This is a genomic window from Massilia pinisoli (genome assembly GCF_024753285.1).
Lineage (GTDB): Bacteria > Pseudomonadota > Gammaproteobacteria > Burkholderiales > Burkholderiaceae_D > Telluria > Telluria pinisoli.
Genome location: NZ_JANUGW010000001.1, coordinates 177,305 through 201,088, shown reverse-complemented (window position 1 = coordinate 201,088; position 23,784 = coordinate 177,305). Strand labels below are relative to the sequence as shown.

The 23,784-nt window shown below is 68.6% G+C and carries 18 protein-coding genes and 1 riboswitch; of the genes, 9 read left to right on the top strand and 9 right to left on the bottom strand.

Going from position 1 to position 23,784, the window contains the following annotated elements; genetic code table 11:
* Window positions 1–6 precede the first annotated feature (6 nt).
* Together NX784_RS00820 and NX784_RS00815 are read right to left on the bottom strand one after the other, a co-directional pair.
* Window positions 7–2,028, bottom strand: a complete 2,022-nt coding sequence (locus tag NX784_RS00820) for a glycoside hydrolase family 2 protein (RefSeq protein WP_258814779.1) — start codon at window positions 2,026–2,028, stop codon at window positions 7–9.
* Window positions 2,029–2,130: 102 nt separating this feature from the next.
* Window positions 2,131–3,933, bottom strand: a complete 1,803-nt coding sequence (locus NX784_RS00815) for a glycoside hydrolase family 43 protein (protein WP_258814778.1) — start codon at window positions 3,931–3,933, stop codon at window positions 2,131–2,133.
* Window positions 3,934–4,087: 154 nt separating this feature from the next.
* On the opposite strand from NX784_RS00815, the gene NX784_RS00810 reads away from it, so the two are divergent.
* From NX784_RS00810 to merP, 4 genes are read left to right on the top strand one after another with little or no spacing between them, the layout of a single operon-like run.
* Window positions 4,088–4,630: a TlpA family protein disulfide reductase gene (locus tag NX784_RS00810; protein WP_258814777.1), complete on the top strand. Its 543-nt coding sequence runs from the start codon at window positions 4,088–4,090 to the stop codon at window positions 4,628–4,630.
* Between the two features lie 27 nt (window positions 4,631–4,657).
* A complete protein-coding gene (locus NX784_RS00805) occupies window positions 4,658–5,776 on the top strand; it encodes a transglutaminase-like domain-containing protein (RefSeq protein ID WP_258814776.1) in 1,119 nt (372 codons plus the stop codon).
* 14 nt (window positions 5,777–5,790) lie between these two features.
* The gene (locus NX784_RS00800) at window positions 5,791–6,165 is read left to right on the top strand and encodes a mercuric transporter MerT family protein (protein ID WP_258814775.1); all 375 of its coding nucleotides are present in this window, start codon (window positions 5,791–5,793) and stop codon (window positions 6,163–6,165) included.
* Between the two features lie 11 nt (window positions 6,166–6,176).
* The gene (gene merP / locus NX784_RS00795) at window positions 6,177–6,464 is read left to right on the top strand and encodes a mercury resistance system periplasmic binding protein MerP (RefSeq protein WP_258814774.1); all 288 of its coding nucleotides are present in this window, start codon (window positions 6,177–6,179) and stop codon (window positions 6,462–6,464) included.
* Here merP and NX784_RS00790 read toward each other — a convergent pair whose 3' ends face one another.
* The 3 genes from NX784_RS00790 to NX784_RS00780 form a co-directional block, all read right to left on the bottom strand.
* A complete protein-coding gene (locus NX784_RS00790) occupies window positions 6,465–7,637 on the bottom strand; it encodes an MFS transporter (protein WP_258814773.1) in 1,173 nt (390 codons plus the stop codon).
* Between the two features lie 145 nt (window positions 7,638–7,782).
* The gene (locus NX784_RS00785) at window positions 7,783–8,928 is read right to left on the bottom strand and encodes a serine hydrolase domain-containing protein (RefSeq protein WP_258814772.1); all 1,146 of its coding nucleotides are present in this window, start codon (window positions 8,926–8,928) and stop codon (window positions 7,783–7,785) included.
* 89 nt (window positions 8,929–9,017) lie between these two features.
* On the bottom strand, window positions 9,018–9,821 hold the full coding sequence (locus tag NX784_RS00780) for a glycoside hydrolase family 16 protein (RefSeq protein ID WP_258814771.1): 804 nt from the start codon (window positions 9,819–9,821) through the stop codon (window positions 9,018–9,020).
* A 368-nt stretch (window positions 9,822–10,189) separates the two neighbouring features.
* Here NX784_RS00780 and NX784_RS00775 point away from each other — a divergent pair, with 368 nt between their 5' ends.
* The 5 genes from NX784_RS00775 to NX784_RS00755 all read left to right on the top strand — a co-directional run bounded on the left by NX784_RS00775 (window position 10,190) and on the right by NX784_RS00755 (window position 18,114).
* On the top strand, window positions 10,190–13,162 hold the full coding sequence (locus NX784_RS00775; protein ID WP_258814770.1) for a TonB-dependent receptor: 2,973 nt from the start codon (window positions 10,190–10,192) through the stop codon (window positions 13,160–13,162).
* 137 nt (window positions 13,163–13,299) lie between these two features.
* Window positions 13,300–14,832, top strand: a complete 1,533-nt coding sequence (locus NX784_RS00770) for a tryptophan halogenase family protein (protein ID WP_258814769.1) — start codon at window positions 13,300–13,302, stop codon at window positions 14,830–14,832.
* 51 nt (window positions 14,833–14,883) lie between these two features.
* Window positions 14,884–15,594: a SapC family protein gene (locus tag NX784_RS00765; protein WP_258814768.1), complete on the top strand. Its 711-nt coding sequence runs from the start codon at window positions 14,884–14,886 to the stop codon at window positions 15,592–15,594.
* Window positions 15,578–16,588, top strand: a complete 1,011-nt coding sequence (locus NX784_RS00760; RefSeq protein WP_258814767.1) for a cupin-like domain-containing protein — start codon at window positions 15,578–15,580, stop codon at window positions 16,586–16,588. The genes NX784_RS00765 and NX784_RS00760 overlap by 17 nt, the downstream gene beginning before the upstream one ends.
* Before the next feature lie 14 nt (window positions 16,589–16,602).
* On the top strand, window positions 16,603–18,114 hold the full coding sequence (locus NX784_RS00755) for a tryptophan halogenase family protein (RefSeq protein ID WP_258814766.1): 1,512 nt from the start codon (window positions 16,603–16,605) through the stop codon (window positions 18,112–18,114).
* 60 nt (window positions 18,115–18,174) lie between these two features.
* On the opposite strand, the gene mntP is transcribed toward NX784_RS00755, so the two are convergent.
* From mntP to NX784_RS00735, 4 genes are all read right to left on the bottom strand, one after another.
* Window positions 18,175–18,747 carry a manganese efflux pump MntP gene (gene mntP / locus NX784_RS00750; RefSeq protein ID WP_258814765.1) on the bottom strand — a complete coding sequence of 191 codons (573 nt, stop codon included), beginning with the start codon at window positions 18,745–18,747 and terminating at the stop codon, window positions 18,175–18,177.
* Window positions 18,748–18,752: 5 nt separating this feature from the next.
* Window positions 18,753–18,928: riboswitch (yybP-ykoY riboswitch) on the bottom strand.
* A 33-nt stretch (window positions 18,929–18,961) separates the two neighbouring features.
* Entirely contained in the window at window positions 18,962–20,266 is a 1,305-nt protein-coding gene (locus NX784_RS00745) for a sugar MFS transporter (RefSeq protein WP_258814764.1), read from the bottom strand.
* Window positions 20,267–20,284: 18 nt separating this feature from the next.
* Complete coding sequence (locus NX784_RS00740; protein WP_258814761.1) at window positions 20,285–21,247, bottom strand: glucokinase; 963 nt, start codon at window positions 21,245–21,247, stop codon at window positions 20,285–20,287.
* A complete protein-coding gene (locus NX784_RS00735) occupies window positions 21,244–23,781 on the bottom strand; it encodes a glycoside hydrolase family 3 protein (protein ID WP_258814760.1) in 2,538 nt (845 codons plus the stop codon). Before NX784_RS00735 ends, NX784_RS00740 begins: the two co-directional genes overlap by 4 nt.
* Window positions 23,782–23,784: the final 3 nt, after the last annotated feature.

Below are 23,784 nucleotides of genomic sequence, written 5' to 3'. Positions count from 1 at the left end.
TCCTGCTCAGGCGACCTTGCGGCGGGTCCGCGCTCCGGGAGCGCCACGCCCGCGGCGTTCGAAGCCCGGCGGACGCCCGGACGGTCCGGACGCCGGGGCCGGCGGCGCGGGTGACCCGTCGGGCTGGCCGGCCTGCGGCGGCTGGTGCTCTCCCGGATAGGCTAACACTTCCGCCGTTTCTCCGACGCGCGTCCACTCGACGGGGAAATCGGGCCCGCGCCGCGCGCGCCAGCGCTGGCTGTGGCCGAGCGGGTCGAGCACCCAATCCTGCAGGTGCGCCTGCGGTCCGCGCGTCGCCTGTGCCAGCGCTTCGATCGGGGCCTTCGGCACGCGCTCCGCGGTCAACAGGCCGTTCTTTTCCAGGAAGGTGTCCGTGAGCTGCGTGTAGCAGAAGCCGGACAGCGGGCGGCATTTGTGGACGGCCGCCATCAGTTGCTGGTAACGGGCCAGCAATTCCTTGCTGTCCTTCGCGACCGAATAGCCCCAGCCGGCTTCGTCGCCCGGCGTCGACATGGCGACGCCGCCGAATTCGGAGAGGAACAGCGGACGCCCCAGACCGGTGAAGCCGTCGATGACGAGCTTGCGCCGGTCCGGCTGGACGTGTTCCAAGGTGTAGGCGACGGCTTCGCGGCTGCCGTAGCGTTCCACCAGCACGGCTGGATCCTCCGCGTAGTCGTGCACGCATACGAGGTCGCCGCACGGCATCTCCCAGCCGTCGTTGCCGACGACGGGACGCGTGCCGTCCAGCGCCCGCGTCATGTGGTACAGCGCGCGCACGAAGTCGATCTGGCGGCGGTCGTTCATCAGCTCCGGCACGCCCCACGACTCGTTCGTCGGCACCCACGCGACGATGCACGGGTGCGAGATGTCGCGCTCGACGAGCTCCTTCCACTCTTCCATCACGCCGTGCACGGTCGCGCTGGAGAAGCCGTATGCGGACGGCATCTCGCCCCACACGCACAGCCCCAGCACATCGCACCAGTACAGCCAGCGCGGGTCCTCGGATTTCTGGTGCTTGCGGACGCCGTTGAAGCCGAGCCGCTTGATGAGCAGGACGTCGTGGCGCAACTGGTCGCTCGATGCCACCATCAGGCTGTCGGGCCAGTAGCCCTGGTCGAGCACCATGCGCAGGAAGTACGGGCGGCTGTTGAGCACGAAGCGGTCGCCTTCCACGCTGACGGTACGCAGCGCCGTGTAGCTCTGCACGCTGTCGATGAGGCTCCCGTCCGCGGCGCGGATCTCGATCTCCGCATCGATCAGCTGCGGACTCTCCGGGCTCCACATCCACAGGCCGCGGGCGTCGTCGATGCCGGGGTCCGGCAGCTGGAAGATGCGCGACAGGCGCGGCCCCGTCAGCAGGCAGCGGTCGTTGACGAGCAGCCGGTCACCCAGCTTCAACGTCACGTTGGCCATCCCGCCTTCCGGCACGTGGGCGATGTCGGCATCGAGCCGGACCTGCCACGCGGCGACGTCGGACGTCCAGCGCAGCTGCGCCACGTGGGCGCGCGGCAGCTTCTCGATCCAGACGGTGCGCCAGATGCCGCTCGTGCGCGGATACCAGATCTTGTGCGGCTCCGGCTCCCAGTCCATCTTGCCGCGCGGCTTGTGCATGTCCTGCGGGTCGTCCTCGGCCTGCACGGCGATGTCGAGGATGGAACCGTCGAGGTGGCGCGTGACGTCGAGCGAGAACGGGCTGTGGCCGCCGCGGTGCTCGACGGCGAACCGGCCGTTGACCCACACGCGGGCCCGGTAGTTGACGGCGCCGAAGTGCAGCATCAGCCGCTCGTCGGGGCCGGGCACGAGGCCGGGGTCGAGCGGGATCTGGCGCCGGTACCACACGCGCCGGCGGTAGCCGCGGTCGTGCACGCCGCTGGCGCGCGCTTCGGGTGGATACGGGACGATGATCGTGCGGTCGAAAGGCACGTCGGCGGGGTCGACATGCTGGGCCGTATCGTCGAACATGGCCTGCCAAGGGCCGTCGAGGCTGCGCCAGGCGGCGCGCCGCAATTGTGGGCGGGGATATTCCACGTTTGCGCTCCTTCGTCTGCTGTCCAACCTACTCTATGAGCCGCGCCCCGTGCTGGCAAGGCCTTTCACGCTCGGTTACAAACGGGGCATCAAGGCGTCGTATCAGCGAGACAGGCGGGCCACGGACACGTGCTCGAACACCGCGCGGTGGCCGGCACCGCCCATCGCGACGAGACCCAGCCGCGCCTGCGGCCCGAGCCGGTGCGTCCACGTTGCGCCGCCGACCCAGGTGGTCCCGTCGCGGCTCGAATATGCCGTATAACGTTCTTCCCCACCCGCCCGGTGGACATCGAGGCGCAGCCACGTGGTCGGGCCGGGCGTGCCGGCGACCGTGTTGCCGTAGCGCGGATAGTGCGCCGGCACGGGCGCCAGCTCTTTCGCGAACTCGACCTGGTGCAGCCCGCCGTGCGCCATGTCGACGAGCTTGACGTAGTTGTCGTCGTCGCGCATGACGACGACGCCGGCCTGCACCGCGGTCGCGCAGCAGGCGTCGGGCGCGTCCAGCGTGACCTCGGCCTCGATGCGGTAGTCGCCGTCGGGCAGCGGCGTTTGCAGGACGCTCGCCGTGTTCGTGTCCACGTGCAGGTCGGTCCCCTCGGTCGCCAGCGCCAGGCCGTCGCTGCCGAGCGACCAGCTGTCGTCTGCCGGTGCGCGCAGCCAGGTCCAGCGGGCGTCGAGCTTGGGTCCGCGGAACGTGTCCGTCCACAGCGGTGTCGCGCGTTCCGCGCTCGTCTGCGCGGGCGCGGCCGCGCGCGGCCGTGCGCCCGGCGCGACGGCGGGTGCAGCGCGCGGCGCATCGCTGGGCGCACCGCGCGCGACGGGCCAGCCGTCGACCCAGTCGATACGGTCGAGCAGCGCCACGCGCCGCGTCAGCTTGTCGCGGGCGCTGAAGAACGGTTCGCCCACGTCGATGCCGTGGTAGATGGTCCACCACTGGCCGGCCGCGTCGGGAAAGACGGTGTTGTGGCCGACGCCCACCCAGCGGTTGCCGCTTTGAAACAGCACCGGGGTGCCACCCGCGCGTGGCGCGGCCATGTCCTGCCCGAGACTGTCGACGAACGGCCCGGCCGGCGTGCGCGCCCGGCCCACGTACACGGCATACCCCGTCAGCGGGCCGTTGCAGCAATCCGTGGTCGACCCGAACAAATACCACCAACCGTCGTGCTGCACGACCTCGGCGCCTTCGTAGCGCCAGGCGGCGCCGACCCGTTTCGGCTCGCCTTCGACCACGAGGCCGTCCGCGCGCAGCGGCTGCACGAAGATGCCGCCGCCGTAGCTGCCGTAATAGATCCACTTGCGGTCACCGTCCTCGACGACCTTCGGATCGAACGTCCACTCGAAGTCGCAACCGGGGCCGGCCCGGCGCGGCGGGACGACAGGGGCGGCGGCGGGCACCCACGGGCCGGCCGGGTTTTCGGCGATGGCGACGCCGACGGCGCTGTCCTTGTCGCAGCCGGGCTGCGGACTGCGCGCGTCCGCCACGTCCGTCACGGTGAAATAGAGGTAGTAACTGCCGTTCAGGTATTCCGGTTCCGGCGCCCACAGGCCGGACGTGGGCGCCGCCAGCCCGGCGGGACGGTCGGCGAACGCGTCCCCGACGTAGTTCCAGTGCACGAGGTCCGTCGAGCGGTAGATGGCGATCATGTGAAAATGCCAAGGACCGGATTCGCCGTGCTGCGGACGTTCCGTCTTGCTGACCGGGTCGCTCGTGCAATACAGATACCATGTCGGGGGCTTCGCGCGCGGGTCGCGCAGCACGGCCGGGTCGGCGCAGTTCTGCGCGGCGTCGCCGTTCGCCAGGCGCACGGTCAGCGGATTGCGGTAGGTGGCGGCCGGGGCGCCCCATGCGGGTACGGCCAGACCGAGCGCGATCACCCATGCCGCGAGATGCCCGAACGATATCATCGCCCCTCCTTGAGTTGGCGCGAGCTTATCCCAAGCCGTCGCCGGGGGTTGCACGGTTGCGAAAGCGGGCCGCCGGGCGGGCGCCAACACGTGCGCTCTGGTATCATGGGACCTGTTTCCGCTTCGATTTCGCACGCCAACGATGCCCACCACGATGTCATCCCGCACCGCCGCCCGCTTGCTGTTCGCGGTACTGCTGGGCGCCGGTGCGGGCGCCGCCGCGGCGAAGGACGCGCAGCTGCGTCCCTGGCCCGCCGGCCAGCCGACGCCCGCGCTGCAGGTGACGGGCCTCGACGGCAAGGCATGGAACCTGGCCGCATTGCGCGGGAAAGTCGTCGTCGTGAACTTCTGGGCCGCCTGGTGCGGCCCCTGCGTCGACGAGTTGCCCGTGCTGGGCGCGCTGGCGGGACGCGACGGCGTGGAGGTCGTGGGCGTCAACTACAAGGAGCCGCTGACGAGCATCCAGAAGTTCACCGCCGCGCATCCGCTGCCCTACGTCGTGCTGCGCGACCGCACCGGCGACGCGTTCAAGCGCTGGACGCCGGGCGTCATGCCGACGACGATCGTCGTGGACCGGCGCGGGCGCGCGCGCTGGCGCACGGTGGGCGAGATTCCGCCGGACGATACACGGCTGCGCGCAGCCATCGACGCGCTGCTGGCCGAGCCGGTGCCGCAACGATCACACAACCAGAAATAGCAAAATAGAGAACGAGGGAAAACGACCATGCAAGACTCCAACCTGAACACCACCCGCCGCGCGCTGCTGAAAGCGGCCGGCGGCCTCGCCCTCGCGACGGGCCTGCCCGGCACCGTCCTGGCCACGCCAGACCAGGAACGCCATTTCGACCCGCGTCCGGGCGACTGGAAGAGCTACGAGGTGGTGACGAAGGTGAGCCTGCAGCACGCGTCCGGCCCGTCGACCGTGTGGATCCCGCTGCCGTCGATCGATACGGAATGGCAGCGCAGCCTGTCCAGCAACTGGACGGGCAACGCGACGAAGACGCACGTCCAGACCGACCCGCATTACGGCGCGCGCTTCCTCGTCGCCGAATTCGACGGGCGCGTCCCGCCGGCGCTCGAAGTCGTCTCGCGCGTGCAGACGCGCGACCGCGCAGTCGACTGGAAACGCCAGGCGCCGGGCACCGAGACGCCGGAGGACCTGCGCCTGTGGCTGCAGCCGACCGACCTGGTGCCGCTGAACGGCATCGTCAAGAAGACGGCGCTGACGATCACGAAGGGCGCGCGCACGGACGAGGAAAAAGTCCAGCGCCTGTACGACTGGATCGTGCTGAACACGTTCCGCGAGCCGAAGGTGAAGGGCTGCGGCACGGGCGACATCAAGACGATGCTCGAAACGGGCAACTTCGGCGGCAAGTGCGCGGACCTGAACGGCCTGTTCGTCGGCCTCGCGCGTGCGTCGGGCGTGCCCGCACGCGACGTGTACGGCATCCGCGTCGCGCCGAGCGCGTTCGGCTACAAGGAACTGGGCGGCAAGCCGGCGTCGCTGCAGGGCGCGCAGCACTGCCGTGCCGAGGTGTACCTGAAGCGCCATGGCTGGGTCGCGATGGACCCGGCCGACGTGGCCAAGGTCATGCGCCAGGAAACGCCGAACTGGATCAAGGACCCGGACAATCCCGTCGTCGCCCCCGTCAAGCATGCGCTGTTCGGCGGCTGGGAAGGCAACTGGATGGGCTATAACTTCGCGCACGACGTGCGCCTGCCCGGCTCCGCCGCGGGCAAGGTCGGCTTCCTGATGTATCCGCAGGCGCAGAGCAACGGCGAAGCGTACGACCCGCTCGATCCGGATTCGTTCAAGTACACGATCACGTCGCGCGCCCTCTGACCCGCCGATCCGCCATGCCCACGCTCGCGCGCCAACCCGTCGATACCGCCGACCGCAAGGCCGGCAGGCTGCTCGCCGTCGCGGTGCTGGCGTCGCTGCTCGCGTCCACCTGCTGCGTGCTGCCGCTCGCGCTCGTGCTGGTCGGCATCACGGGGGCATGGATGGCCAATCTGCAGGCCTTGAAGCCCGTCACGCCGTACGCCGTCGCCCTCACGCTCGGCGCGCTGGCGTGGGCGGGCTGGCTCGTGTTCCGCCCCGCGCGCGCGTGCGACGTCGCGGACGGCGCTTGCGCGACGACCCGTCCCCTGCTGCGCCGCATATTCATCGCCTGCGCCCTGTTCGTCGCGCTGTTGCTGGGCTTTCCGCTGATCGCCCCATTGTTCTATTGAGGACCGCCATCATGACTCCGACCCGCACCCTCGCCCTCCTTGCGCTGCTCGCCGCCGCCCCGTTCGCCGCAGCCAAGCAGCAGACCGTCCAGCTCACCGTGCCGACGATGGACTGCGCCACCTGCCCCATCACCATCAAGACGGCATTGTCGAAAGTGCCGGGCGTGTCGAAGGTGCAGGTCAGCTATGCGAAGCGCGAAGCCATCATCGTCTACGACGACACGCGCGCCACGGTCGCCGACCTCAAGAAGGCAACCGAGGACGTCGGCTATCCGGCGATGCTCAAGACGTCGCACTGATTACGCGCGCCGCTCGGTCAGGAACACGAGCAGCACCGCCCCGATCAATCCCATCCCCACGGCGCACGCGGCCTGCCAGCCGCCGTGCGCGAAACTCCACGCCCCCAGCGCCGACCCCGTCGCGCCGCCCAGGAAGAACGTCGCCATGTACAAGCCGTTGACGCGGCCGCGCACTTCCGCGCCCAGCGCATAGATCGCGCGCTGGCCCAGCACGAGGTTGCCCGACACGGCGAAGTCCAGCGCGACGGCCGCCCCCACGAGCAGGTACAGGTTTGGCCTACCGCCCGCGGCCGCGCCCAAGGTGGGTACGAACGACAGCAGGCCGAGCACCATGCAGAACGCCGTCGCCGGACGCGTCCACCCGCGATCCGCCACGCGGCCGGAGATCGGCGCCGCGATCGCGCCCGCGACGCCGGCCAGCGCGAACCACGCGATGTCGCGCTGGTTCATGCCGTAGGCCGGGCTCGCGAGCAGCAGCGGCGTCACGGTCCAGAACACGCTGAACGCACCGAACATGCCGGCCTGGTAGATGGCGCGCCGGCGCAGCACGGGCAGGTCGCGCACGAGCCCACGCATCGATGCCAGCAGCGCGGGATACGCGAGCGCCGAATGCGGGCGGCGCGGCGGCAGCAGTACGCGCAACACGAGCGCGAGCCCCACCATCAGCACGGCCGACAGCCAGTACACGGCCTGCCACGACCACATGTGCGTAATAAAACTGGCGACGGGGCGGGCCAGCATGATCCCGAACATCAAGCCGCTGACGACGTTGCCGACCACGCGGCCGCGCACGTGTTCCGGCGCCATGTGCGACGCGTACGGCACGAGCACCTGCACGGCGACGGCGCCGAAGCCGATCAGCAAGGCGCAGGCGAGGAACATGGGCGCGGGTTGCGCGAGCAGCGGCACGAACGGCGCCGCCACGAGCGCAAGGACGAGCAGGCCGACGAGGGCGAGCACGAGCCGGCGGTTTTCCAGCAGATCGCCCAGCGGCACGACGAGCAGCAGGCCCGCGCAATAGCCGATCTGCGTGAGCGTGACGAGCAGCCCCGCCGCGCCGGCCGGCAGGCCAAGGGCTTCGCGGATCGGACCGACGAGCGGCTGCACGTAGTACAAGTTCGCGACGATCAGGCCGCACGCGGCGGCGATCAGGAGCATCAGCCAAGTGGGCATCGCAGGATGCGGTGCGGGCTCAATGCGAGGACGGTCGAGCACTGGGGTGGACAAAGGCGGTGAAGTCAATCCTGCGCTCCAGGCAAAACGGCAAGTGTAACGCGCGCTGCCGATTCTTGCCGGCCGCTGCGCGGCGCGCCTGCCGTCAGGGCGCCTCCATCCAGTCGTATTCCCAGCTCCACGGCATGTCGTCGGGGCCCAGCGCCTGGCGCCCCAGTTCCGGATACAGGCGTTCGGCGCGCACGTCGTTCGACAGCATCACGACGCAGCGCTGGCCCGCCTCCATGCACAGCACGAAGTTGGCCGTCATGTCGTCGTGGCCGCCCTTGAACCAGCCAGTGCCCGAGCGGTCTTCGAACGTGACGACGCCCAGGCCCGACGCCAGCTTCTGCGGCCACGCGACCTCGCCGCCGGCCAGCGTCGGGAACTGGTGGCGCGACGTGATGGGGAGCCACCCGGTCGCCAAGGCGGCGCGCGTGTCCGGGCGCAGACCGTCGCCGCGCATGATGCCGGCCCACAGCTTGGCCTGGTCGGCGATCGTCGTGTCCATCGAGCCGGCCGCGCGCACGCGGTAGCGCCGCTCGTGCGGCTGCATGGCGCCGTCGAAGCCGTAGCCGTCCGCCACGTTCTCGGCGAAGTCGGGACGCCAGTGCATGCTCGTGTTGCGCATGCCGAAGCGGTCGAAGACGCGGCGCTGCATCTCCTGGCCCACGTCCAGGCCCAGGCCGCGCTCAACGATCAGCTGCAGCAGCGTATAGCCCTCGCCCGAATAGGCATAGCGCGAGCCGGGATCGAAGTGGATGCGCAGGTGGCCGTCCGGCTCGAGCCAGCGGAAGTTCGCGAAGCCACCGCTGTGCGCGAGCAGCATGCGCGGCGTGAGCGCCTGCCAGCGCGGGTCGCCGGCGAGGTCGGAAAAATCGTACGGCCGCACGTGGTACGCGGGCAGCGGCTGCGGCAGCAGCTTCGTCACCGGTGCGTCGAGATCCAGCTTGCCCTCGTCCGCGAGCTGCAGCACCATGTATGCGAACGCGGTCTTCGTGAGCGACGCGCCGGACATCACCGTGTCGGGCGTCAGCGGCTGGCCGAGCGCCGCGTTGCGCGTGCCGAACACGCGCACGCGCGCGACCTGGCCATTCTCGATCGTCGCCAGCGCCAGGCCTTGCACCTGCTCGCGCCGCATGACGCGCTGCACCTCGGGGTCGGACAGCGATTGCAGGGGCCGCAGCGGGGGCGCGCAGCCCGCCATCGTCCAAGCCGCCACGCTCAGCGCCAACCATCTCCCCAACCGCATGCATCCTCCACGACCCGCCGGCACCGCCCCGCGCGGCGCCACAACCCGCCATGATGCCATGCCTGCGGAAAAAGCGCCGGGCGCGCCCGTCATTGCGCGCGGCGGTAAACACGCACGTAGTCGACGAGCATCTGCTGGGGGAACACGGTCGTGGCGTCCGGATTGCCGGGCCAGCCGCCGCCGACCGCGAGGTTCAGGATCACGAAGAACGGGTGCTCGAAGACCCAGTCGCCCTTGACGGTGTCGGCCCGCGCCGTGTGATAGAGGACGCCGTCGCGGTACCAGCGGATCTCGCGCGGTTCCCATTCGACGGCGTAGACGTGGAAGTCGTCGGCATAAGTGCCGCGGTCGAGCACGGACGGCTCGCCGATGCCGTGCTCGCCGCTGTAGCCCGGTCCGTGCAGGGTGCCGTGGACGATGGCCGGTTCGCGCCCGATGTTTTCCATGACGTCGATCTCGCCGCAACGGGGCCAGCCGACTTTGTCGACGTCGGCCCCCAGCAGCCAGAACGCGGGCCAGATGCCCTGCCCGCGCGGAATGCTGATGCGCGCCTCGTAATGGCCGTACGTGCGCTCGACCTTGCCGGCCGTCTTGATGCGCGCCGAGGTGTAGTGACGGCCGCCGTAGTCGTCGCGGCGCGCCTCGATGACGAGGTTGCCGCCATCCACGCGCACGTTCTCCGGCCGCGCCGTGTAGAACTCGAGTTCGTCGTTGCCCCAGCCGTTGCCTCCGGTCTCCGGCACCCACTTCGTCCGGTCCAGCACGGGGCCGTCGAATTCGTCGCTCCAGTCGAGCACCCAGCCGGGCGGCTGCGTTTGCATCTGGGCGGACGCCGGCCCCGCCGCGGTCAACCACGCTGCGCCCAACACGGCCGCGATCCTGCGCATCGTCATCGATTCTCCCGTACGGAATGAACTCGAAAAGGCTCAGAAGTGGAAACGCTACCACGCCGTTTCCAATATAGCACTGCCGATTTTTCGATGTCAAACGGGACGACCACCGCCCGTCGCGGCCTCGCTCCGGGATCCGGGGCAACACCAGCTGCCATAAGTGTTGCATGAACGGCACGCGGTGCGGCCATGGTAGCCATGATCAACTGAACAATCCGTTGACAATAAATTTTTCTGACCATAAGATTCGAGCACGATATGGAAACGTTTCCATGCAATTGGAAACGGAAATGATGAGGAGGACAGACGGATTTGAGACCAGCCCGTGCGCGAGCGCCGAAGAATAAACAGAGAAAAACACAGGAGACCCCATGCATTACCCCAAGGCACACCCAAAACTGATCAGCCTGGCCGTGGCGAGCGCGTGCGCCGCCTTCATCCCCGCCTACGCCCAGACCACCGCGGCCGACGACAGCCGCGGCGGCGACATCCCCACCACCGCCGTGCAGCAAGTCGTCGTGACGGGCCTGCGCCAGTCGCTGGCATCGTCGCTGAACCTGAAGCGGCAGTCGGACGGCATCGTCGACGGCATCGTCGCCGAGGACATCGGCAAATTCCCGGACACGAACCTGGCCGAATCGCTGCAGCGCATCTCGGGCGTGTCGATCGACCGCGTGAACGGCGAAGGCCAGAAGATCACGGTGCGCGGCGTGGGTCCCGACTTCAACCTGGTGCTGCTGAACGGCCGCCAGATGCCGACGTCGAACCTGGGCGACCTGAATGGCCGCTCGTTCGACTTTTCGAACTTGGCGTCGGAAGCGATCTCGCAGCTGCAGGTCTACAAGACCAGCCGCGCGGAGAACCCCGCGGGCGGCATCGGCGCCACCGTCAACGTGATCACGGCGCGTCCGCTGGACAAGCTGGGCACCTGGTCCAGCATCGGCATCAAGGCCGTGCACGACACGTCGAACAACAAGCTGCCGGGTGACGTCAAGGCCAGTTCGTCGACGACGCCTGAATTCTCGGGCATCTATTCGACCACGTCGAAGGATGGCCACTGGGGCCTGGGCGTATCGGCCAGCTACCAGGAGCGCAACCTCGGCTTCAACCAGGCGGCCGTGTCGAACGGCTGGCGCGGTCCGTTCCGCGGCGACGAGAACAACTGGGGCACGATCCCGAACGCGGGCCAGCCGGGCTCGGAAAACGTCGGCAACCATCCGAAGCCGACCGATATCTACGAGGTGCCGCAGAACCTCAACTACAGCATGACGGGCGTGAAGCGCCAGCGCACCAACGGCCAGCTCACGTTGCAGTGGCAGCCGGTGAAAGAGCTGACGACGACCCTTGACTACACGTACTCGGAAAACAAGCTGCAGACGAAGCGCAACGACGTCTCCGCGTGGTTCAACTTCGGCCCGTCGGCGTCGACGTGGACCAACGGCCCGGTCGCCGCGCCGCTCGTCTACACGGAGTTCATCCCGGCCGGGAACAGCGACATCGCGATGGGCGGTGCGGACTTCGCCACCAAGACGCAAAACAAGTCGCTCGGCTTCAACACGCAGTGGCGCGCCACGCGCGACCTGAAGCTGGAATTCGACGCACACCACTCCACCGCGGAATCGAAGGCGGACAGCCCGTTCGGCTCCAACAATACGCTGGGCACGGCGAGCTTCTCGCGCGGCGACACGACGGCCGACTTCTCCGAGGACTTCCCCGTCCTGTCGGTCAAGGGCGCCGACTTCGTCAACGCGCCGCAGCAGGTCACGGGCTCCGTGTTCCAGAACGGTTACATGAAGGGCGAAGTGAGCCAGGCCCAGTTCAAGGGCCGCCTGCGCATGCTGGAAGCGTCGAACCTGAACTTCGGCGTCGGTGTCACCAACGTCAAGAACCGCTCCGCGTTCTCGACGCAGCAGCGCGACTCGTGGACCGGCGCGACGAAACCGTCCGACTACCCGAGCAGCCTGTGGCACGCCGACTCCGTGCGCCAGTACTTCGACCAGCTGTCCGGCAGCCGCAACCCGAACCTGTTCAACACGTTCTACACGTTCAACTTCGCGCAAGTGCGCGACACCGTGTCCAAGGCGTCCGGCATGCCCGAGATGTACCTGCCGAAGAACACGTTCGACACCGACCAGCGCACCGAGGAAAAGTCGAAGAACCTGTTCGTCCAGTTCAATACGGACTGGGACACGGCACTCCCGATGCACACGGCGATCGGCGTGCGCTACGAGAAGACGGACGTCGTCTCGACCGCCCTCGTGCCGACGGCCACGTCGATCACGATGGTCTCCGCGAACGAATTCCCCGTGCAATTCGGCTCGCCCTCGTTCACCACGTTGACGGGCAAGTACCACAACCTGCTGCCGTCGGTCGACTGGGACATGGACCTGCGCGCCGACATGAAGGTGCGCGCGAGCTATGGCGAGACGATCGGCCGTCCGCGCTACGACCAGATCGCCGGCGGCCAGATCCTGAATACGCTGGCGCGCGTCGACGGCGGCACGGGCTCGCAGGGCAACCCGGCGCTGAAGCCCGTCAAGTCGAAGAACTTCGACCTGTCGTGGGAGTGGTACTACGGGAAGGACAGCTTCTTCTCCGTCAACGCGTTCTATAAAGACCTGGAAAACTACGCGGGCCAGTCGAAGATCGACGCCACGCCGTTCAACCTGCACACGCCGGTCGGCGGCGCGCTGTGGAACGAAGCGTCGGCATCCGGCTGCGGTGCGGACACGGGCTGCATCCGCAACTACATCTTCACTCACCATCCGACGGCGCCGGGTGTGACGGTGACGGGCACGGACAGCAGCGGCAACCCGACCGGCAGCATCGTCGGCCAGCCGGGCGATCCGGTCGCGCACTTCCAGATCACGACGTTCTCGAACCAGAAGAAGGCGAGCCTGAACGGCCTGGAATTCAACCTCCAGCACATGTTCGGCAACACCGGCTTCGGCGTGTCGGCGAACTACACGTACGTACACTCGGGCCTGCGCTACGACAACGGCAGCACCGGAGAGCAGTTCGCGCTCGTCGGCCTGTCGAACTCCGCGAACCTCGTCGGCATCTACGAGAACGACAAGTGGAACGTGCGGGCCGCGTACAACTGGCGCGGCGAGTTCCTGTCGTCGACGTTCGACGGTTCGGGTCCCAACCCGAACTACGTGGAACCGTATGGCCAGTTCGACCTGTCGGTGGGCTACAATCTGACGTCGAAACTGAGCCTGCAGTTCGAAGGCATCAACCTGATGAACGCGACGAGCCGCGTGCACGGCCGCGACCAGCATCAGGCTCTGTTCGTGACGCAGTCGGGTCCGCGCTACATGGTCGGCGCGCGCTACAAGTTCTAACGTAGCCCATCCGCCGCGGACTCCGGTCCGCGGCGGATGTGTAGCCTGCCGTAATCGGTTTCAGCGTATAAAAAGTTGTTCCAAATACAGCATTTTCAGGTAGACTCATGCGGCCCACCGGAAATAAGGAAGCTGTGATGAGTCAACCCATCCAACAGGTCGTCGTGGTCGGCGGCGGGTCCGCCGGCTGGCTGACGGCGGCCGTCCTCGCGGCCGAGCATCCGCGCCTGTCCGTCACGCTGGTGGAGTCTCCCGGGGTGGCGCCGATCGGCGTCGGCGAGGGCACGTGGCCATCGATGCGGGAAACTCTGCAGCGCATCGGCGTCTCCGAAGCCGCGTTCTTCCGCGAGTGCGACGCCGCATTCAAGCAGGGTTCGCGTTTCGATGGCTGGGTCGACGGTGCTGCCTCCGACACCTATTTCCACCCCTTCTCCCTGCCCCATGGCCACGGCGACGCGAACCTCGCGGCCGCGTGGCAGCGGGCGCACCGCGGCACGCCGTTCGCCGACCTCGTGAGCTACCAGCCGCACCTGTGCCGCGCCGGCTGCGCGCCGAAGCAGCCGCAGACGCCGGAATTCGCGGGGGTCGCCAACTACGGCTACCACCTGGACGCCGGCAAGTTCGGCCTGTTCCTGCAGCGCCACTGCGTCGACAAGCTGCGCGTCCGCCACGTACAGGCGCACGTCACCGACATCGTCTCGCTCGACAACGGCGACATCGCCGCGCTGCGCACGCGCGAGGCGGGCGCGATCGAGGGCGACCTGTTCATCGACTGCACGGGCATGGCCTCGCTGCTGCTGGGCCGCCACTACGGCGTGCCGTTCGTATCGCAGCGCGACGTGCTGTTCAACGACCGCGCGCTCGCCGTGCAGGTGCCTTACCCCACGCCCGACACGCCGATCGCGTCGCAAACCACGTCGACGGCGCAGGCCTGCGGCTGGACCTGGGACATCGGCCTGCCCACGCGGCGCGGCGTCGGCTACGTGTATTCCAGCGTCCACTGCGGCGACGACGAGGCCGAGCGCACCTTGCGGGCCTACCTCGCCGGCACTGGCATCGTCGGCGACATTGCGGCGCCGCGCAGGATCGCGTTCGACCCGGGCTACCGCGCGCGCTTCTGGGAACGCAACGTCGTCGCCGTCGGCCTGTCCGCCGGCTTCATCGAGCCGCTGGAAGCGTCCGCGCTCGCGCTCGTGGAATTGTCGGCCGGCTGGCTCGCCGACGACCTGCCCGCCACGCGCGCGCAGATGGACGCCGTCGCCGCCCGTTTCAACGATGCGTTCATGTATCGCTGGGAGAGAATCATCGATTTCCTGAAGCTGCACTACGTGCTGTCGAAGCGCACGGATGCCGCGTACTGGACCGACCACCGCGCGGCGCGCACGCGCTCGCCCCGGCTGTCGGAACTGCTTGCGCTGTGGCGTACCCGTGCCCCGGCGTGGCGCGATTTCCCGCGCATCGAAGAGATCTTTCCGTCCGCCAGCTGGCAGTACGTGCTGTACGGGATGGGCTTCCGGCCCGAATTGCCCGAGCGCGCGTCCGACCTGCCCGAGCGTGCCGACCAGTTTTTCCGCGATGCCGCGCGGCTCACCGCCCGCATGCTGCCGCAGCTTCCCCCGAACCGCGCGATGCTCGACCACATCCGCCAGTACGGCATGCCGGCGGGCTAGCGACCGCGCCCGGCAACCACCACAACAACGACAACGAAGAGACTACGAACCATGGCCAACCATGCACCCCTGAACAACGTCGACCACAAGAACCTGCGCGTCGTCACCACCCGCGGCGCGGCGTACGGCGACGCCGTGATGTCGGCACTGACCTTCCCCGCCGAATTCCGCGACCTGCAAGCCTGCTACCCGATCGTGTTCGCGCAGGACGGCAACGGCAGCTACGACGCCCTCGCCCTGCTGGGCTTCGAGCAGGGCGAGAACCTGTTCCTCGGCCCGAACGGCTGGGACGCGCCCGCGATCCCGCTGACCGTCGAACGCCAGCCGTTCATGATCGGACGCGGCGACGAGCTGTCCGTCCACATCGACCTGGACAGCCCGCGCGTGCGCGATGGCGGCATCGAGGGCGAGGCACTGTTCCTGACCTATGGCGGCACGAGCGAATACCTGGAACGCATCAGCTCCGTGCTGCGCACGATCCATGACGGCCTGGCTGCGTCGCGCGCGTTCGTCGCCGCCCTCGTCGAACTCGAACTCATCGAATCGTTCGTGCTGGACGTGGAACTGGACGACGGCTCGCAGAACCGCCTGGCCGGCTTCTACACGATCAACGAGGACCGCCTCGCGCAACTGTCCGCCGACCAGCTCGCAAGCCTGCACGCCAAAGGCTATCTGCAGGCGATCTATATGGCCGTCGCGTCGCTGGCCCAGTTCCGCGCGCTGATCCAACGGAAGAACCGCGCCAATGCCGGCCGGCGCTAAACCTGTCCGCGAGGTCGCGGCCGTCGATGGCCGCCTGCCGGACGAGATGTTGCGCGCAACGGCGCCCTACGTCGTGCGCGGCCTCGCCGCCGACTGGCCGCTCGTGCGCGCGGGACGCGAGTCGGCTGAATCCGCGGACGCCTACCTGCGTGGCTTTTATCGTGATGCGACCGTGAATGCGATGCTCGGCCCGCCGCAGATCGGCGGCCGCTTCTTCTACAACGAAGGCATCACCGGCTTCAACTTCCAGAACGTGCGGGCGCGGCTCGACCAGGTGCTGGACGAACTGGCCGTGCACCGCGCGAGGCCCGATCCGGGCGCCATCTACGTGGGGTCCACATCGATCGACGGCGCCCTGCCCGGCCTGCGCGCCGCCAACGACGTCGACCTGGGCGGGCGCGATGCGCTGGCCAGCATCTGGATCGGCAACCGCACCGTCGTCGCCACGCACTACGACCTGCCGGACAACCTTGCCGTCGTCGCCGTCGGCGAGCGCCGCTTCACCTTGTTCCCGCCGGACCAGTTGAAGAACCTGTACGTGGGGCCGCTCGATTTCAATCCGGCCGGCCAGGCCATCAGCCTCGTCGACGTGCGGAGTCCGGACTTCGAACGGTTCCCCCGCTACGCCGAGGCGCTCGACCACGCGCTCGTCGCCGAGATGGGCCCGGGCGACGCGCTGTTCGTCCCGTCGATGTGGTGGCACCACGTGGAAGCGCTGTCCCCGTTCAACGTCCTGGTGAACTACTGGTGGCGCCAGTCGCCGGACTGGATGGACACGCCGACGAACGCGCTGATGCTCGCGCTGCTGACGATGCGCGACCTGCCGCCGGCGCAGCGAAGCGCGTGGCAAGAGATCTTCCGCCACTACATCTTCGAACCCGATGCCGCGACCCTCGCGCACCTGCCGGAAGACGCGCGCTACGCGCTGTCGCCGCTCGACGAGGACGGCGCACGCGTGCTGCGCGGGCAGCTGCTGCGCCGCATCAACCGCTGAAGCCAGGAGGAGACATGGACAACAACAAGCAAACAGGCCTTGGGCGCCCGATCCGCCGCGTCGTCATCGCGGGCGGTGGCACCGCGGGCTGGATGGCCGCGGCGGCGCTGGCGCGCACGCTGGGCAAAGTCATCGACATCAAACTCGTCGAGTCGGACGACATCGGCACCGTGGGCGTGGGCGAGGCGACGATCCCGAGCCTCGTGCACTTCCACCGCCTGCTCGACATCGGCGAGCAGGAATTCATGGCCGCCACGCAGGCCACCTTCAAGCTGGGCATCAGCTTCGAAGGCTGGCGCGCGCGGGGCGAAGACTACATCCACTCGTTCGGCATGACCGGCACGGACCACTGGACCGCGGGCTTCCAGCATTTCTGGCTGAAGGGCCGCGACCGCGGCCTCGCGAGCGACTACGGCGACTACTGCCTGGAACTCGTCGCGGCGCAGGAAAAGCGCTTCGGTCATCTGCCGAACCAGGGCATCAACTATGCCTACCACCTGGACGCGACGCGTTACGCGCGCTACCTGCGCCGCTTCTCCGAGCACTTCGGCGCGGAGCGCATCGAGGCGAAGATCGCCAGCGTCGACACCGATCCGGCCACGGGCCACATCACGGCGCTCGTGCTGGATTCGGGCACCCGCGTGGAGGGCGACCTCTTCATCGACTGCACGGGCTTCCGCTCGCTGCTGCTGGGCCAGACGATGGGCGTGCCTTACGACGACTGGTCGCAATGGCTGTTCAACGACACGGCGATCGCCGTGCAGACGGAATCCACCGGGCCCGCCGTGCCGCTCACGCGCTCGATGGCGCACGACTGGGGCTGGCAATGGCGCATTCCGCTGCAGCACCGCACCGGTAACGGGATCGTGTTCTCGAGCCGCCACGTGGACGAGGCCACGGCGCGCGCCGCGCTGCTCGGTAATGTCGAAGGCAAGGCGCTGACGGAGCCGCGCGTGATCCGCTTCAAGCCGGGCCAGCGCGAGCGCGTCTGGGCCGGCAACTGCATCGGCCTGGGGCTCGCGGCCGGCTTCCTGGAACCGATCGAGTCGACGAGCATCCACCTGATCCAGCGCGGCATCGTGCGGCTGCTGCAGACGTTCCCGACGCACGGCATCCAGCAATCCGACGTCGACGAGTTCAATGCGCAGACCGAGGACGACCTGCGCACGATCCGCGACTTCATCATCCTGCACTACAAGGTCACGAACCGGCACGACACGCCGTACTGGCACGACGCGGCGACGATGGCCGTGCCGGCGAGCCTGCAGCACCGCATCGACCTGTTCCGCGACAGCGGCCGCGTCTTCCGCGAAGGGAACGAGCTGTTCGCGGAAAACTCCTGGGTGCAGGTGATGCTGGGCCAGGGCATGACGCCCGAACGGTGGCACCCGAGCGCGGACCTGATGGGCGACGACGAGTTGCGCGGCTTCCTGGACGGCATCAGGAGCGGCGTGCGCCGCACCGCGTCGCAGCTGCCGCCGCACCAGCAGTACGTCGAGCGCTACTGCCCGGCGGGCAAGCCGTAACCAGGCCCGCGAAGGCGGGCCCGTAGGGTGGGCACACCGTGCCGACCATCCACGCACGAATCATCGAGCGGCGTGCCCGAGGTGCTCATACAGGATCGCGGCACCGATCACGATCAGCACGAGGCCCCCCACGAGCTCGGCGCGCTTGCCCACCAGCTTGCCGAGGCCGCGGCCCACCATCACGCCCAGCGTGACCATGACGAACGTCGAGAAGCCGATGGCGCCGGCCACGGTCACGATGTTCGCATCGATGAACGCGAGACCCACGCCGACCGCGAGCGCGTCGATGCTCGTGGCGAACCCCGTCACCGCGAGCAGCCAGAACCCGTGTGACGACGGTTTCTCGTCCTCGTCGTCCGCGGCGGACAGGCCCTCGCGGATCATGCGCAGCCCGAGGACGAGCAGCAAGGTGAACGCGATCCAGTGATCCCAAGCCTCGACGTAGGGCGCCGCCCAGTGGCCCAGCGCCCAGCCAATGACGGGCGTAATGCCTTCGATGACGCCGAAGATGGCACCCGTGCGCAGGGCTTCGCGGAGATGGGGACGTTGCAGCGCGGCGCCCTTGCCGACGGCGACGGCGAATGCGTCGGTGGACATGGCGAGGGCGAGTGCGGCGGTGGCGACGAAATTCATTGTGTTTCCAGTCGGGCAATGACGATGGCATGCCGGCGCGGCCCGATGAACGCGCAGGCATACCAAAGGTCTTGCCAACCGAAACGGCTGCCCGTACCACGTCCACCGTAAGTCGACGAGTATGTTGATACGGGCGCTTCCGCGGGGTGCGGAAGCAGGCTACTCCCCAATGGGATGCCGGCATTTTACTGCAAAGCCGCCGGCATCGCCAGTGTCAGGCGGTCGACGCGCCCTGCCGATGCAGGTTCGCGTACTTCAACCCGAAGAACAGGATGAACGCATAGCACGCGACCGGGATGAAGAACGATGGCTGCACACCCACGCGGTCGGCCAGCCAGCCCTGCGCGAACGGCACGATGGCGCCGCCCACGATGGCCATGCACAGGATGCCGGAACCCTGGCCCGCGTGGCGCCCGAGGCCGTGCAGCGCCAGGCTGAAAATCGTCGGGAACATGATGGAATTGCACAAGCCGACGGCGAGGATCGCCCACATCGCGGCCTGCCCGTGGCCGAAGACGGCGGCCAGCACGAGCGCGATGGCGGCGAGCGCATTGAACGCCAGCGCCTTGCCGGGGCTGACGACGCGCATCACGCCGAAGCCGATGAAGCGGCCGATCAAAGCGCCGCCCCAGTACACGCTGACGTAGCTCGCGGCCCGCGCCGCCGGCATGCCGGCCACGTTCGGCTCACCCAGGAAATTCACGAGGAAGCTGCCGATGCTCACTTCACCGCCCACGTACAGGAAGATGGCGACGGCGCCCAGCACGAGGTGGTGGTACTGCAGCGCCGAGCCGGTCGTGGCGGCGACCGCGTCGTCCGCGGCCGCGTGGTCGATGCGGGGCAGCCGGGCCAGCGCGAACAGCGCGGCGAGGATCGCGAGCGCCGCCGCCAGTGCGAGATAAGGACCCTGTACGGTGGCCGCCTCGTGCGCGCGGTGCGCCGCCTGGCCGGCCGCGTCCTGCACGGTGAACTCGTACGTGACCGTGCCCGCCCCGCCGAGGATCAGCATCCCGCCCAATGCCGGGCCCACGGTCGTGCCGAGCGAATTGAACGCCTGCGTCAGCGTGAGGCGGCTGGATGCCGTCGCGGCCGGGCCGAGCACCGTCACGTACGGGTTCGCGGCGACCTGCAGGATCGTGATGCCGGCCGCCAGGACGAAGAACGCGAACAGGAATAGGCCATAGCCGCCTTGCGCGGCCGGATAGAACAGCGCGCAGCCGACGGCCGCGATCAACAGGCCCGTGACGGCGCCCTTCTGGTAGCCGAGCCGGCGGATCAGGGCGCCGGCCGGCAGCGACACGATGAAATAGGCGCCGAAGAAGCAGAACTGCACGAGCATCGCCTGCAGGTAGTTCAGCGTGTAGATCGCCTTCAGATGGGGGATCAACACGTCGTTCAGCGATGTGAGCAGGCCCCACATGAAGAACAGGATCGTGACGATGACGAGCGGTCCCGTGTTCGTCGTGCTCGCGGAGGGTGCCGCCGTCACGGTCGTGGACGGGTTGGGGGTAGCTGCCATGAGGTCTCCTCGTTTTGGTTATCGTGTTGCGGCGTCGAGCAGCGCGGCCACGCCGCGCAGTGCGGGATACGGCTCGGTGACGAGCCACGTCGGTATGCGCGCCAGATAAGGCTGCAGCCTGCCCTTGCCTTCGAAGCGCGCGCGGAATTCGGAGGCGTGGAACAACGGCCCGAGACGGGGCACGATGCCGCCGCCGATATACGTGCCACCCGTCGCGCCGAACGTGAGCGCGACGTTGCCGGCCACGCTGCCGAGGATGGCACAGAACGCGTCGACCGTCGCGCGGCACGCGGCGCAGCTGCCGTCCAGCGCGCGCGCTGAAATGTCCGCCGCGGCCAGGCTGTCGCCGGCCAGCGCGCGGTGGATCGCTTCCAGGCCCGGACCGGACAACAGGCGCTCGGCCGATACATGGCCGTATTCCTCCCACAGGGCGTCCAGCAGACGCATCTCGGCGCGTGTGACGGGCGCGAAGCTTGCATGCCCGCCCTCGCCCGGCAGCGCGATCCAGCGTCCTTCGCCTGCCGGTACGACACCGGAGACGCCCAGCCCCGTGCCGGGGCCGACGAGGCCCATGGGACGGCCGTCGACGGCCGCCGCCTCAGGACCGCCGATCCGTACGCGGCCCGTTGCATCCAGGTGCGGCAACGCCTGCGCCAGCGCCGCAAAATCGTTCACGACCAGCAGCGTGGCGAGGCTGCACGCGTCCTTCAGGCCGGCGATGGAAAAGCGCCAGTGGTGGTTCGTCATGCTCACGACGTCGCCTTCGACCGGATTCGCGATCGCGATGGCGGCGTGGCGGATATCGTCCGTCGCGCGGCCGCGCGCGGTGGCGCGCGCGAGGTAGGCGTCGATCGCGTCCTTCACGTGATCGTAGTCGCGGCAAGCCAGCACCTCGATATCGGCGAATCCGCCGCCCGGCGCCTGCAGTGCGAAGCGGGCATTGGTACCACCGATGTCGGCCAGCAGCCGGTATGCGCTCATTGCAGGTCCTCGCAAGCGACAGCGTCCGCGGCACTCGTCACATCGACGTTGCCGAAGGCGGCCGCGAACGGCCCATCGCTCGTCACGCGGAACGGCGTGTCGACGCGCGCCCGGTCGGCACCGTGCGCGCGGAAGCACGCCAGCGGAATCGCGACGGACTGCCGGCCTTTGCCCGCCAGCCGCGTGAACAGCCGTGTCGCGTCCAGCGCCGTGCCGCAGGGTGTGCCGCCGCACGCCATCGCGATCGTGACCTTGCCGGCCGGGGCGCGGTCCACGAGCGTGTCGAAGCGCAGCGCGGCCTTCCCGGCCAGCGCGGCGGGCAAGACGAGCGGCCTGGGGCCATGCGCCTCAAAGGTCGCGGGCCCCGTCCACGTGACGAGCTTCGCATCCTGCTGCGTCTTGATCTGGGCGATGGCCACGGCGATGCCCGGCAGGCTCGTGCCCGCATTCAGGTCCGCGCCGAGCGGCACGGCCTGCGTGCCGCTGACGATGCGCAGCGGGAAGCTGGCGCGGTCGGCCTGGCCGTACACGGTGTACGTGTCGGCGCTGCTGCAACCACCCGCCGGGTACGTCGCATCGAGCGTCCCGAGGTGCGAGCGCTCGCCGCGCTTCAGGCCATAGCCGTAGGCGAACAGCGGCGCATACCCCGCATCGCCCACGTTCAGCGGCGTCTGGCACACACCCTTCGGCCACGAGAACGACAGCTTGCCCGTGAATTCATACGGCTTCGCGCCCTTGTCCGCGACGAGAAGGTCGGACACGCCCTTGCCTTCCGTGCCCGGCAGCCATGCGGCGATGAACGTGTCCGACAGGTTCAGCAAGTCGTTGACCCACAGCGGGCGGCCGGACAGGAACACGGTAACGACCGGCTTGCCCTTGCCGTGCACCTTCTGCAGCACGGCCAGGTCTTCCGGATAGCGGCTGGAATGGCGCAACGTGCCGGACGGCGCGATGTCGCCATCGCCTTCCGCATACGGTGCCTCGCCGATCACGGCGATGACGGTATCGAACTGCGTCGGGTCGACGTCCGCCGCGTCCGCACTGTACGTCACGTCGACGCCGGCGGCCTTCAGGCCCGCGAGTATCGTGTCGGCCTGCGGGAAGTCGGCATTCGTGTTCGCCGTACCTTGCCACGTGAGCGCCCAGCCGCCCGTCTGGTTGGCCATGCTGTCGGCGGCCTTGCCGACCACGAGGATGCGTTTGGAAGGCGCCAGCGGCAGCGCAGGCCCTTCGTTCTTCAGCAGCACCAGCGATTCGCGCACGGCGCGGCGGCCGAGGTCTTTGGCGAGCAGCGCATCATCCTTGCCGGCCCAAGCGGACTGCGACGGCCGCTTGCCGAACACGCCGGCGCGCAACTTCACGCGCACGATGCGGCTGACTGCATCGTCGATGCGCGCCTGCGGGATGCGTCCGGCCTCCACGTCCTGGATCGTGTTCGCGATGAACGCCTTCCAGTCGGTGGGCGCCATCACCATGTCGACGCCGGCGTTGATGGCCTGGACGCAGCTGTCGTTGCGGCAGCCGGGCACTTCGCCGATGCCGTTCCAGTCCGTGACGACGAAGCCGTCGAAGCCCATCTTGTCCTTCAGGATCTCCGTCAGCATATAGCGGCTGCCGTGCACCTTGCCGTGGTCGCGGCCCGCCGCCACGTCGTTCCACGAATTGAACGAGGCCATGACGGTCTGCGCGCCCGCCTCGATCCCGGCGTAATAGCCTTGCGCATGGATGTTGATCATGTCGCGCTCACTGACCTTCGCGACCCCGGTATTGACCCCGAATTCCGTGCCGCCGTCCGCCATGAAATGCTTGACGCTGGCGATGACGTTCACATCGCTCTTGAATGCATCCTGCAGGCCCTTGACGTACGGGCCGGCCAGGCGCTTCACGAGCTGGGGGTCTTCCGAATAGCTTTCGTACGTGCGCCCCCAGCGGTCGTCGCGCACGACGGCGACGGTCGGGCCGAATGCCCACGCGATCCCCGTCGCACGCACGGCCTTTCCGGTCGCGGCGCCGATCGCGCGCGCGAGGTCCGCGTCGCGCGTGGCGCCCAGGCCGATATTGTGGGGGAACATGGTGGCGCCGTAGACGTTGTTATGGCCGTGGACGGCATCGGTACCCCAGATCATCGGGACCTTGGTCGCCATGTCCGTCGCCATCGACGCGTCGTAGTACGCGTCCGCGAGCTTCAGCCAGTCGGCGGCGTGCGCGTGCTTGTCGTTGCCGGGCCAGCTGCCGCCGCCGTTCAGCACGGAGCCGAGGTAGTACGTGCGGACGTCGTCCGGCGTCACCGTCTTGATCTCCGCCTGCGTCATCTGCCCGACCTTCTGCGCGAGCGTCATGTGCGCAACGATCTCGCGCACGCGCGCCTCGAGCGCGGCGTCCGGGCGGATGGCGCTGCGCAGGTGCGGCCAGCTCGTCAGCGCGGGTGCGGCCGGTGCGGCGGCGGTGCCGCAGGCGGCCAGCGCCAGTGCGCACGCGGCGGCCAGGCGGAGGGGGATGCGCGTGCGCGCCGTCCGGGTGCGGTGGATGGTCATGCG

Bases quoted from the DNA above. Each gene is read 5' to 3' on its own strand.
- NX784_RS00815 (WP_258814778.1), bottom strand. From the start codon at position 3,933: ATGATATCGTTCGGGCATCTCGCGGCATGGGTGATCGCGCTCGGTCTG.
- NX784_RS00810 (WP_258814777.1), top strand. From the start codon at position 4,088: ATGTCATCCCGCACCGCCGCCCGCTTGCTGTTCGCGGTACTGCTGGGC.
- NX784_RS00805 (WP_258814776.1), top strand. From the start codon at position 4,658: ATGCAAGACTCCAACCTGAACACCACCCGCCGCGCGCTGCTGAAAGCG.
- NX784_RS00800 (WP_258814775.1), top strand. From the start codon at position 5,791: ATGCCCACGCTCGCGCGCCAACCCGTCGATACCGCCGACCGCAAGGCC.
- merP (WP_258814774.1), top strand. From the start codon at position 6,177: ATGACTCCGACCCGCACCCTCGCCCTCCTTGCGCTGCTCGCCGCCGCC.
- NX784_RS00790 (WP_258814773.1), bottom strand. From the start codon at position 7,637: ATGCCCACTTGGCTGATGCTCCTGATCGCCGCCGCGTGCGGCCTGATC.
- NX784_RS00785 (WP_258814772.1), bottom strand. From the start codon at position 8,928: ATGCGGTTGGGGAGATGGTTGGCGCTGAGCGTGGCGGCTTGGACGATG.
- NX784_RS00780 (WP_258814771.1), bottom strand. From the start codon at position 9,821: ATGACGATGCGCAGGATCGCGGCCGTGTTGGGCGCAGCGTGGTTGACC.
- NX784_RS00775 (WP_258814770.1), top strand. From the start codon at position 10,190: ATGCATTACCCCAAGGCACACCCAAAACTGATCAGCCTGGCCGTGGCG.
- NX784_RS00770 (WP_258814769.1), top strand. From the start codon at position 13,300: ATGAGTCAACCCATCCAACAGGTCGTCGTGGTCGGCGGCGGGTCCGCC.
- NX784_RS00765 (WP_258814768.1), top strand. From the start codon at position 14,884: ATGGCCAACCATGCACCCCTGAACAACGTCGACCACAAGAACCTGCGC.
- NX784_RS00760 (WP_258814767.1), top strand. From the start codon at position 15,578: ATGCCGGCCGGCGCTAAACCTGTCCGCGAGGTCGCGGCCGTCGATGGC.
- NX784_RS00755 (WP_258814766.1), top strand. From the start codon at position 16,603: ATGGACAACAACAAGCAAACAGGCCTTGGGCGCCCGATCCGCCGCGTC.
- mntP (WP_258814765.1), bottom strand. From the start codon at position 18,747: ATGAATTTCGTCGCCACCGCCGCACTCGCCCTCGCCATGTCCACCGAC.
- NX784_RS00745 (WP_258814764.1), bottom strand. From the start codon at position 20,266: ATGGCAGCTACCCCCAACCCGTCCACGACCGTGACGGCGGCACCCTCC.
- NX784_RS00740 (WP_258814761.1), bottom strand. From the start codon at position 21,247: ATGAGCGCATACCGGCTGCTGGCCGACATCGGTGGTACCAATGCCCGC.
- NX784_RS00735 (WP_258814760.1), bottom strand. From the start codon at position 23,781: ATGACCATCCACCGCACCCGGACGGCGCGCACGCGCATCCCCCTCCGC.